Source organism: Parasphingopyxis sp., from assembly GCF_052168275.1.
Lineage (GTDB): Bacteria > Pseudomonadota > Alphaproteobacteria > Sphingomonadales > Sphingomonadaceae > Parasphingopyxis.
In genome coordinates, this window is sequence record NZ_JBQLZM010000032.1 from 1 (window position 1) to 8,803 (window position 8,803).

General features: G+C 65.5%; 8 protein-coding genes and 1 pseudogene. All 9 read right to left on the bottom strand.

What is annotated here, in order from left to right:
- Positions 1-325: pseudogene (locus ACTS1X_RS02655) on the bottom strand (ABC transporter permease); the annotation flags it as partial.
- Positions 322-1,245: an ABC transporter permease gene (locus tag ACTS1X_RS02660; RefSeq protein WP_442612837.1), complete on the bottom strand. Its 924-nt coding sequence runs from the start codon at positions 1,243-1,245 to the stop codon at positions 322-324. The pseudogene ACTS1X_RS02655 and the gene ACTS1X_RS02660, both read right to left, overlap by 4 nt.
- 113 nt (positions 1,246-1,358) lie before the next feature.
- Positions 1,359-1,772, bottom strand: a complete 414-nt coding sequence (locus ACTS1X_RS02665; RefSeq protein WP_442612838.1) for a DUF3035 domain-containing protein — start codon at positions 1,770-1,772, stop codon at positions 1,359-1,361.
- Complete coding sequence (lspA, locus tag ACTS1X_RS02670; RefSeq protein WP_442612839.1) at positions 1,772-2,287, bottom strand: signal peptidase II; 516 nt, start codon at positions 2,285-2,287, stop codon at positions 1,772-1,774. The genes ACTS1X_RS02665 and lspA overlap by 1 nt, the downstream gene beginning before the upstream one ends.
- Positions 2,288-2,338: 51 nt before the next feature.
- Positions 2,339-5,263 carry an isoleucine--tRNA ligase gene (gene ileS / locus ACTS1X_RS02675; protein ID WP_442612840.1) on the bottom strand — a complete coding sequence of 975 codons (2,925 nt, stop codon included), beginning with the start codon at positions 5,261-5,263 and terminating at the stop codon, positions 2,339-2,341.
- A gap of 200 nt (positions 5,264-5,463) precedes the next feature.
- The gene (locus tag ACTS1X_RS02680; RefSeq protein ID WP_442612841.1) at positions 5,464-6,399 is read right to left on the bottom strand and encodes a bifunctional riboflavin kinase/FAD synthetase; all 936 of its coding nucleotides are present in this window, start codon (positions 6,397-6,399) and stop codon (positions 5,464-5,466) included.
- A 154-nt stretch (positions 6,400-6,553) separates the two neighbouring features.
- Positions 6,554-7,723 (bottom strand): dipeptidase, encoded by a 1,170-nt coding sequence (locus tag ACTS1X_RS02685; RefSeq protein WP_442612842.1) that lies wholly within the window; start codon positions 7,721-7,723, stop codon positions 6,554-6,556.
- Entirely contained in the window at positions 7,720-8,217 is a 498-nt protein-coding gene (locus ACTS1X_RS02690) for a dihydrofolate reductase (protein WP_442612843.1), read from the bottom strand. Before ACTS1X_RS02690 ends, ACTS1X_RS02685 begins: the two co-directional genes overlap by 4 nt.
- Positions 8,214-8,803: thymidylate synthase (locus ACTS1X_RS02695; protein WP_442612844.1), on the bottom strand; the 590-nt coding region annotated here is incomplete at its 5' end. The genes ACTS1X_RS02690 and ACTS1X_RS02695, both read right to left, overlap by 4 nt.

Consider the following 8,803-nt stretch of genomic DNA (forward strand, 5'->3'; position numbering starts at 1 on the left):
AGAGCCCGTCAACGATCCGCATCATGATCTCGTCGGTACGCCCGCCGACCCAGCCCGCGATCGCGCCCCAGGCGGTGCCGATGACGAGCGCGACGACCGCGGCGGCCAGCGCCACGGCCAGCGTCACCCGCGTACCGACCAGCGTACGCGCCAGCAGGTCCCGGCCGACCGTATCGGTGCCGAACAGGTGGCCGGGCGCGAAGAGCGGCGCGCGGACCGCGTCCCAGTCGATCGCGCTATGCGTCCAGGGCAGGAACGGCGGGACGAGCAGCGCGGCCAGTGCGATGGCCGCGACGATGCCGAGCGCGATGCGCGAAGCCGTCATTCCGCCCGCATCCGCGGGTCGAGCCAGCCATAGATGAGGTCGGCGACGAGGTTGAACAGGATGATGAGGCCGGCATAGAGCGTCACCACGCCGAGTACGAGCGGATAGTCGCGGTTGAGCGCGCCCTGCACGAAATAGCGGCCGAGGCCGGGCAGGGCGAAGACGGTTTCGACGATCACCGCGCCGGTCAGCAGCCCCGCCGCCGCCGGCCCCAGATAGCTGGCGACCGGAACGAGAGCGGGCCGCAGGGCGTGGCGCGCGATCACCTGCCGCTCGGCAAGGCCGCGGGCGCGGGCGGTGCGGACATGATCCTCGTTGAGCGCCCGGGCGAGCCCCGCCCGGGTCAGCTTCGCGATGGCGCCGGCAAAGGGCAGCGCGAGCGCGACGACGGGCAGCACGAGATGGGACGGGCTGCCCGGCTCCCAGCCCGAAACCGGCAGCCAGCCGAGGCCGAGCGCGAAGATCAGCACGAAGAGCGGTCCGGTGACGAAGACCGGGAGCGCGGTGAGCAGGGTCGCCAGCCCCATGACCGCCTCGTCCTGCCAGCGGCCGGCGCGGACCGCCGCCCAAAGCCCGCCGCCGATGCCGAGCAGGCAGGCGAGCAGCAGCGCCAGCCCGCCGATCGTCAGCGAGACCGGCAGGCCTTGTGCGATCAGCTCGCTGACCGTGAAATCGCGATAGACGAGGCTCGGCCCGAAATCGCCGCGCAGCAGCCGGCCGAGATAGAGCGCGATCTGATCGGCGAGCGACAGGTCCAGCCCATAGGCCGCATCGAGCGCGGCGCGGGTATCCTCGTCGAGCGCCCGTTCGCCGTCGAACGGCCCGCCGGGCGCGAGGCGCATCAATATGAAGGACAGGATCACGACGCCGAGCAGGGTCGGTATCGCGGTCAGCAGGCGGCGGAGCAAGAGGGCACGCATGCTCCGTGAAATCCGTCAGGGCTGAGCTTGTCGAAGCCCGTTTCTCCGCCGAAAATCGCCCTTCGACAGGCTCAGGGCTAACGGATCAATGGACATGTGCTCGTACAAACACCCTATTCCGGCGTCGAGACGCTCGCTTCGGGGGCGTCGCCCTCGGGCGCGTTCAGGATGTCGCGCGTCGTCGAGCCGTAATCCACCGCCTGAGTGTCGGGATCGCCGACCGTGCTGCGGATGCCGGGCCGGGCGGATTCGGGATCGGCCTGGTTGACGAGCGCTTCTTCCGCGGCGCTGCGCGGGGCGGGGCCGCCGAACATGGCTTGGAGAGCCTGGGTGCTCGAATCGGCGCCGCGGGCGGCCGGTTCGCCGGGGCGCGGCGGGGTCAGGTTGAAATCGGGCGGGATTACGAGCGGTGCCGAGCGCGAGACCAGGAACTCGTCCGGCCGATCGCGGTCGCCGCCGAAAACGCTGCATGCCGAAAGGCTTGCGCCCATCGCCACAAGGCTCGTCACGATCATCACTTTACGCATTACTCTGTCTCCGCCGGTTCAGGCTTGTCGCGTAGCAGAAAAGCCCGCAACACCAAAATTACGACCCCGATGGTAATCGACGCGTCCGCGACATTGAAGACCAAAAAGGGCTGGAAGTCCCCAAAATGAAGATCGATGAAATCCGCGACATAGCCGTAGCGGATCCGATCGGTGAGGTTGCCGATCGCGCCGCCCAGCACAAGGCCGAGCGCGAACACGTCCATCGCGCGCTTTTCGCGCCAGATCCAGATCGCGACGCCGAGCGAGATCGCGCCGGTCAGCGCGACCAGCATCCAGCGCTGCGTATCGGACGAGGCGGTCAGCATGCCGAGCGAGACGCCGCGATTCTCGACCCAGGTGAAATTGAGGATCGTCAGCAGCTCGATCTGCCCGCGCTGGGGCAGCTGGAGCAGGGTGATGATCCAGTATTTCGACACCTGGTCGACGACAAAGATCGCCGCGGCGAGGATATAGCCGAGCATGGTGGCGCGGCGTAAACCTTTCGATTCGCTCATATTGCGATAATCCGGTTGACACTGGTTGACACAGGTCGGGGATCAGGCACCCTATCCACCGATCACCTCCGCACAGCGATCGCACAGGCTGCCATCCTCTTCGACTTCAGGCAGGAGACGCCAGCAGCGACCGCATTTGTGATGTTCGGTTTTCGTCACCTGGACTGTATCACCTTCATATTCCGTATCCGCGACGATGCAGATTTCGCTCATATCCTCGGCGGAAACCCCTTCCACCGCGGGCATGACGACCTCGGCCTCGAGGCTCGACCGGATGACCTTGTCGCGTCGCAAAGGCTCGATCGCCTCGGTCACCTGTTCGCGGGCTTCGCGAACACCGGCCCATTTCTTGCCCAGCGCCGCATCCGCCCAAGCCGCATCGATCTCCGGCCATTCCTCCAGATGCACCGATCCGGCGTCCGGATAGCGCGTCTGCCACACTTCCTCCGCGGTGAAGCACAGCACGGGCGAGGCGTAGCGCACCAGCGCGTGGAACAGGATATCGAGCACCGTGCGATAGGCCTGCCGCTTCGCCGACCCGGCCCGCAGGGATTCTCCCACATCGCAATAGAGGCAGTCCTTGCGGATATCGAAGAAGAAGGCCGAGAGGTCTTCGTTTGCGAAATCGGTCAGCGCGCGGACATAGCGGTTGAACGCGTAATCGTTCACGGCCTCTTTCAGCGTGCCGTCGAGCTCGGTCAGCAGATGGAGGATATAGCGCTCCAGCTCGGGCATGTCGGCGACCGCGACGCGCTCGCTGTCGTCGAAATCGGACAGCGCGCCGAGCATATAACGGAAGGAATTCCGGAGCTTGCGGTACATGTCCGTCACGCCCTTGAGGATCTCCGGGCCGATCCGGTGATCCGCGGTATAGTCGACCGTCGCCGCCCAGAGGCGCAGGATGTCCGCGCCGTTGACGTCGATGATCTTCTGCGGGTCGAGCGTGTTGCCGACGCTCTTGGACATTTTCAGCCCCTTGGCGTCGAGCGTCATGCCGTGGGTGAGCACTTCCCTGTACGGCGCCCGGCCCCGCGTGCCGCAGCTTTCCAGCAAGCTCGACTGGAACCAGCCGCGATGCTGGTCAGAGCCTTCGAGATAGAGGTCGGCCGGCGATTGCAGGTCCGGCCATTTGCCGCTTTCGAGCACGAAGGCATGGGTCGATCCGCTGTCGAACCAGACGTCGAGAATGTCGGTCACGACCTCGTAATCCTCGAGGCTGTATTTGTTGCCGAGCAGCGCCTGGTGATCGGCGGCGAACCAGGCATCGGCCCCACCCTCGCGCACCGCATCGACGATCCGGTTGTTGACCTCGGTGTCGTTCAGATATTCGCCGGTTTTTTGGTCGACATAGACGGTGATCGGCACGCCCCAGGCGCGCTGGCGCGAGAGCACCCAGTCCGGCCGCCCCTCGACCATCGAGCGCAACCGCTTGTGACCCCGCGGCGGGATGAAGCGGGTCTTGTCGATCTCCGACAGCGCGATTTCGCGCAAGGTCGGGCCGATGCCTTTGGCGTGGCCCTTCACCAAATCCGTTTGCCCTGAGCCTGTCGAAGGGCGTTCTTCGGCGGAGAGACGTGCTTCGACAGGCTCAGCACTAACGGGTTTTTGTTTGCCGTCATCCAGCGCCTCATCCATCCGCACGAACCATTGCGGGGTGCAGCGATAGATGACCTTGGCTTTCGAGCGCCAGCTGTGCGGATAGCTGTGCTCGAAATCGTCGGACGCCGAGAGCAGCGCCCCGGCCTCGCGCAGGTCTGCGCAGATCGGGCCTTCGGCCGAATTGAACCGCTTGTTGATGACGCTGCCCGCCCGCTCGTCGCCGCGCGGCAGCCAGAGCCAGTCGTCGCGATAGACTCCGTCGTCGTCGACCGCGAACACCGGATCGATGCCGTGATCCTTGCAGGCGAAGAAATCCTCCTCGCCATGATCGGGCGCCATATGGACAAGGCCCGTACCGGCCTCGGTCGTGACATGATCGGCCGCGATAAAGGGGCGCGGCGCGGCGAAGAATCCGCCGAGATGGTGCATGGGATGCTGGGCGACGGTGCCTTCAAGCACTTTGCCCGATTTGCTAAGCCAAATGGGTTTCCCGTCTTTTGCGCAGTTGACCTCGAAATGCGTATCCAGTTTCTTGCATAACTCGGGCTGTCGAGCACGAGCGACCAAGAAGCGCTTCCCCGCGACTTCAAACAAGTCGTAATCGATATCCTCCCCAAACGCGATCGCCTGGTTGACCGGGATCGTCCAGGGCGTTGTCGTCCAGATGACGGCATACGCTCCGACGAGTTCCGGAGCATTAGGCGCTTCGACAATCTCGAACGCCACATCGATCTGCGTGCTCGTGATATCGGCGTATTCGACTTCGGCCTCGGCCAGCGCCGTCTTCTCCACCGGGCTCCACATCACCGGCTTTGCGCCGCGATAGAGCTGGCCGCTTTCGGCGAATTTGAGGAACTCCTCGACGATCACCGCCTCGGCGTCGAAATCCATGGTCAGATACGGCTTGTCCCATTCGCCCAGCACGCCGAGCCGCTTGAATTCCTCGCGCTGCACATCGACCCATTTGGCCGCATAGTCGCGGCATTCGGCGCGGAATTCGGCGGCCGGAACCTCGTCCTTGTTCCGCTTCTTCTTGCGATACTGTTCCTCGATCTTCCATTCGATCGGCAGGCCGTGGCAGTCCCAACCCGGCACATAGGGCGCGTCCTTGCCGAGCAGCGACTGGCTGCGCACGACGAGATCCTTGAGAATCTTGTTCAGCGCATGGCCGATATGGATGTTGCCGTTCGCATAGGGCGGGCCGTCATGCAGGATGAATTTCTCGCGGCCCTTCCGCGCGTTGCGCAGCTTGCCGTACAGGTCCTGCTCTTCCCAGCGCGCGAGGATGCCGGGCTCTTTCTGGGCGAGCCCCGCCTTCATCGGGAAGTCGGTCTTCGGCAGGAAAACCGTGTCTTTATAATCGGGCTGTTCGGACATTGGGGGCGATGTAAGGGGGAAGGAACGGGGCGTCTAGCGGTTTTCGGTGTCGAGGCTGGGTGATCCCGAACCGTCATTGCGAGCGCAGCGAAGCAATCCAGAGCCGCAGGCGGTATCGTTTGCCGCTCTGGATTGCCGCGTCGCCTCGAGACTGGCTCGGGCCTCCTCGCAATGACGCGGTCCGGCGTATGGCCCGGTGGCTATAAAACGTGCCGCGTCAGCCGTCTTTCGGCCTCCGCGCAGTCCTCCGCCATCTGCGCCTTGAGCGCGTCGAGATTGTCGAACTTCGCTTCCTCGCGGATGAAGCTGACCAGTTCGACTGCAATCGTCTGGCCGTAGAGATCGCCCTCGAAATCGAAGAAATGGGGTTCGAGCAGCTCGGTCGGCGGATCGAAGCTCGGGCGGATGCCGAGATTGGCCGCGCCGTTGAGCGTGCGCCCGTCCGGCAGGCGGCCGCGCACGGCGTAAATTCCGTATTTCGGCCGGATATAGCTGCCGAGGCGGATATTGGCGGTCGGATAGCCGAGCTGGCGGCCGTTCTTCGCGCCATGCTCGACGACGCCCTCGATCGTGAAGGGCCGGGTGAGCAGATGGGTCGCGGTTTCGCAGTCGCCGGCCTTCAGCGCCTCGCGGATGCGGCTCGACGAGATGATCTCCTCGCCCTCGTTCACAGGCGCCGCAATCTCGGTAAAGAAGCCGCGGGTCTTCGCATATTCGGCGAGCATCACGACATCGCCCTTGCGGCCCTTGCCGAAGACGAAATCGTTGCCCGTGACGACGCCGGCCACGCCGAACCGGGCGAGCAGGATCTCCTCGATGAAATCCTCGGCCGAGGTGCCGGCCAGCTCGTCGCCGAATTCGAACACCATCATCGCATCGGCGCCCGCTTCGGCGAACAGTTGCTCGCGCTGGTCGAGCGTGGTCAGGCGGAAGGGCGGGGCGTCGGGCTGGAAATGGCGGACGGGATGCGGATCGAAGGTCGCGACGATCACCGGCAGCCGGTCGTCATGCGCGTGATGGACCGCGCGCCCGACCACCGCTTGGTGCCCCCGGTGAAAGCCGTCGAAATTGCCGAGCGCGATAACGCCGCCGCGCAAGGCCCCGGGCACGCTATCGCGGTGGAAAAGCCGCTGCATGGCGTGGCTATAGGCGGGGCGGGCGCCGCTGCCTAGCGTCTTGAGACGTCATTGCGAGGGGCGAAGCCGCGCGGCAATCCAGAGCCAAGCGCGAAACGCTCTGGATTGCTTCGTCGGCCCGAAACGAGTTCGGACCTCCTCGCAATGACGAATATCACCGTGCCGGCAGCCCGTCCCGCAGCACCCGGATCACATTGCCGCCCATCACCTGCGCGATCTCGCCCTCGCTCAGGCCCGCGTCGAGCAGCAGCTGGGTGATCACGGCGAGTTCGCTCGTGTCGAAACCGACCGTCGTCGATCCGTCGAAATCCGATCCCAGCCCGACATGGCGGATGCCGACCAGGTCGCGGACATGCAGGATCGAGGCGACGACATCGGCCGGCTCGAACGAGCAGAGCGCGCCGTCCCAGTAACCGATCCCGATCACCCCGTCGGTCGCGGCGACCGCGGCGATCTGGTCGTCGGTGAGGTTGCGGTTGACGTCGCACACCGCCTGGACGCCGCCATGGCTCGAGACCACGGGCCGCGTCGCCATCGCCAATATGTCGTCGACCATGGCCGGGCTCGCATGGGCGATGTCGACGATCATTCCCGCCTGCTCCATGCGGCGGACGATCGCGCGGCCGAATTCGGTCAGCCCGCCCTTCTCGAGCCCGTGCATCGAGCCGCCGAGTTCATTGTCGAAGAAATGGGTGAGGCCCGCCATCCGGTATCCGGCGTCGAACAGCCGGTCGAAATTGGCCGCATCGCCCTCCAGATTGTGCAACCCCTCGATCGAGAGCAGCGCGCCGATGACCGGCTCGCCGCGCTGCCGGTCGGCGAGCAGCGCGTCGATGTCGGCGCGGCTGCGCACGATGCGCAGCGCGCCGTCGCTCTCGCGCTCGGCCCGTCTCAGCTTGCCGGCATGGTAGAGCGACCGTTCGAGCAGCGACATCCAGGTGCGGACCGGCTGGAGCTGGCCGATCGCGAGCCAGGTGATGTTGTCGGTGTCCGCCGAATTGGAATCGTAATTCTGGCCGGACGGCGACTGGGTGACCGAGGAGAAGACCTGGAGCGCGACATTGCCCTCCTGCAGGCGCGCCAGATCCATATGGCCGCGCCCCGAGCGGTTGAGCAGGTTGCGTTTCCAGAGCAGCGTGTCGGAGTGCATGTCGGCGATGATCAGCCGGTCGTGCAGCGCCTCGGCCTCGGGCGAAACGGCGGGCAGCTCGATATCGGCGCGCCGGTTCAGGTCGCGTTCGATCCAGATCGGGCCGAGGGTGAAGAACAGGGCCAGGGCGGCGCCGATCACGAGGATCAGGCCGAACAGGATTTTGCGGATCATCGGATGCGCTCCAGGGTGACGAAACTGAAGGCGGGGCAATCGCCGTCCGCCGGATGGTCTTCGCGCAGCGTTTCGGTCCAGATCGCCGGATCGAACGGGTCGATCCGCGTATCGCCATCGGGCGCCATATGGACTTCCGTCAGCTCGATCCGGCCGGCGTCGGCGAGGAACAGCCGGTAGATCTCCGCGCCGCCGATCACCGCCACTTCCTCGACATCGTCCCCGGCCAGGGCCAGCGCGGCCTCCCGCGAATGGGCGATCTCGGCGCCGTCGGGCGACCAGTCGCGCGAGCGGGTCAGCACGATATGGCGCCGGCCGGGCAGGGGCTTGCCGAAGCTGTCGAACGTCTTGCGGCCCATGATCATCGGCTTGCCCATCGTGCCGGCCTTGAAACGCTTGAGATCGGCGGGGATGCGCCAGGGCAATCGTCCGTCCTTCCCGATCACGCCGTTATCGGCGCGCGCGAGATGGAAGACGATATGCGGACCCGTCACACCGCCACCGGCGCGGGAATATGCGGCGCGGCTTCGTAGCCGACGATCTCGAAATCCTCATATTCGTAACCGTCGATGCTGCCCGGATCGCGCAGGATGTTCAAAGTGGGCAGCGGCCCGGGCGTCCGCCCGAGCTGTTCGTTCACCTGATCCAGATGGTTGGTGTAGAGATGGCAGTCGCCGCCGGTCCAGACGAAGTCGCCGGGTTCGAGTCCGCATTGCTGGGCCAGCATATGGGTCAGCAGCGCGTAGCTGGCGATGTTGAAGGGGACGCCGAGAAACACGTCGCAGCTGCGCTGGTAGAGCTGGAGCGACAGCCGGCCGTCGGCGACATGGGTCTGGAACAGGCAGTGGCATGGCGGCAGCGCCATCTCCGGCACGTCGGCCGGGTTCCAGGCGGAGACGATCTGGCGGCGCGAGGCCGGGTTGGTTCTGATCTGTTCGACGAGATCCGCGATCTGGTCGATATGGACACCGCCCGGGCCGATCCAGTCGCGCCACTGCTTGCCGTAGACCGGGCCGAGATCGCCATTCTCGTCGGCCCATTCGTCCCAGATGCTGACCTTGCGGTCCTGCAGCCAGCGGA

Bases quoted from the DNA above. Each gene is read 5' to 3' on its own strand.
- lspA (WP_442612839.1), bottom strand. From the start codon at position 2,287: ATGAGCGAATCGAAAGGTTTACGCCGCGCCACCATGCTCGGCTATATC.
- ACTS1X_RS02685 (WP_442612842.1), bottom strand. From the start codon at position 7,723: ATGATCCGCAAAATCCTGTTCGGCCTGATCCTCGTGATCGGCGCCGCC.
- ACTS1X_RS02680 (WP_442612841.1), bottom strand. From the start codon at position 6,399: ATGCAGCGGCTTTTCCACCGCGATAGCGTGCCCGGGGCCTTGCGCGGC.
- ileS (WP_442612840.1), bottom strand. From the start codon at position 5,263: ATGTCCGAACAGCCCGATTATAAAGACACGGTTTTCCTGCCGAAGACC.
- ACTS1X_RS02660 (WP_442612837.1), bottom strand. From the start codon at position 1,245: ATGCGTGCCCTCTTGCTCCGCCGCCTGCTGACCGCGATACCGACCCTG.
- ACTS1X_RS02665 (WP_442612838.1), bottom strand. From the start codon at position 1,772: ATGCGTAAAGTGATGATCGTGACGAGCCTTGTGGCGATGGGCGCAAGC.